Source organism: Nocardia sp. NPDC057440 (genome assembly GCF_042802915.1).
Classification (GTDB): domain Bacteria; phylum Actinomycetota; class Actinomycetes; order Mycobacteriales; family Mycobacteriaceae; genus Nocardia.
In genome coordinates this window covers 1-1,774 of sequence record NZ_JBHVDF010000008.1, presented here as the reverse complement: position 1 = coordinate 1,774, position 1,774 = coordinate 1, and the positions used below count along the sequence as shown (strand labels likewise).

1 protein-coding gene is annotated in these 1,774 nt (G+C 67.9%); it reads left to right on the top strand.

The features are described 5' to 3' along the window. Window positions 1–1,774 (top strand): beta strand repeat-containing protein (locus tag ACFU4Z_RS18140; RefSeq protein ID WP_379064828.1); only part of this gene is annotated, 1,774 nt, incomplete at both ends.

Sequence of the window (1,774 nt, the reverse complement as noted above, 5' to 3'; positions counted from 1 at the left end):
GAACGCCCGCCCATTCAGTCGGGACGGTACTGGTCACCGCCACCACCGCGGGGGGAACCAGTAACGGTGTCTCCTACACCTACGTCGCGGTGCCCACCCTCACCACGGTGGTGCCCAACGCCGGTCCGGTGACCGGCGGCACCACGGTCGTGCTCACCGGCACGAACCTGACCGGCGCGACCGCCGTGAGTTTCGGTGGCACACCGGCGACGTCGTTCACGGTCAACTCGTCGACGCAGATTACTGCCGTCGCCCCAGCCGGGACAGCAGGGACGGTGTCGGTCACGGTCACCACCGTGGGCGGCACCAGTAACGGTGTCTCCTACACCTATGTCGCGGTGCCCACCCTCACCACGGTGGTGCCCAACGCCGGTCCGGTGACCGGTGGGACGACGGTCGTGCTGACCGGCACGAACCTGACCGGTGCGACCGCGGTGAATTTCGGTGCTACACCGGCGACGTCGTTCGTCGTGGACTCCGCCACGCAGATCACTGCCGTCGCCCCCGCAGGTGCGGCCGGAACGGTGTCGGTCACGGTCACCACCGTGGGTGGCACCAGTAACGGTGTCGCGTACACCTATGTTGCGGTGCCGACACTGACCACAATCGCCCCGAACGCCGGTCCGGTGACCGGTGGGACCACGGTCGTGCTCACCGGCACGAACCTGACCGGAGCCACCGCAGTCAATTTCGGTGCCACACCGGCGACGTCGTTCGTCGTGAACTCCGCCACGCAGATCACCGCCGTCGCCCCCGCAGGTGCGGCCGGAACGGTGTCGGTCACGGTCACCACCGCGGGCGGCACCAGTAACGGGGTCGCGTACACCTACGTCGCGGTGCCGACACTCACCACAGTGGTGCCCAACGTGGGTTCGGTGACAGGCGGGACCACGGTCGTGCTCACCGGGACGAATCTGACCGGTGCGACCGCGGTGAATTTCGGTGCTACACCAGCGACTTCGTTCACGGTCAACTCGTCGACGCAGATCACTGCCGTCGCCCCCGCAGGTGCGGCCGGAACGGTGTCGGTCACCGTCACCACCGCGGGCGGCACCAGCAACGGGGTCTCCTACACCTACGTCGCGGTGCCCACCCTCACCACGGTGGTGCCCAACGTGGGTTCGGTGACCGGCGGGACCACGGTCGTGCTCACCGGCACGAACCTGACCGGAGCCACCGCAGTGAATTTCGGTGCCACACCGGCAACCTCGTTCGTCGTGGACTCCGACACGCAAATCACGGCGGTCGCCCCCGCCGGGTCGGCTGGGACGGTACTGGTCACCGTCACCACCGTGGGTGGCACGAGCAACGGTGTCTCCTACACCTACGTCGCGGTGCCGACACTGACCACAATCGCCCCGAACGCCGGTCCGGTGACCGGTGGGACGACGGTCGTGCTCACCGGAACAGCCCTGACCGGAGCCACCGCAGTGAATTTCGGTGCCACACCGGCGACGTCGTTCGTCGTGGACTCCGACACCCAAATCACGGCGGTCGCCCCCGCCGGGTCGGCTGGGACGGTACTGGTTACGGTCACCAGCGTGGGTGGCACCAGTAACGGTGTTTCCTACACCTACGTTGCGGTGCCCACCCTCACCACGGTGGTGCCCAACGTGGGTTCGGTGACCGGCGGGACCACGGTCGTGCTCACCGGCACGAACCTGACCGGAGCCACCGCGGTGAATTTCGGTGCCACACCGGCAACCTCGTTCGTCGTGGACTCCGACACGCAAATCACGGCGGTCGCCCCCGCCGGGTCGGCTGGGACGGTACT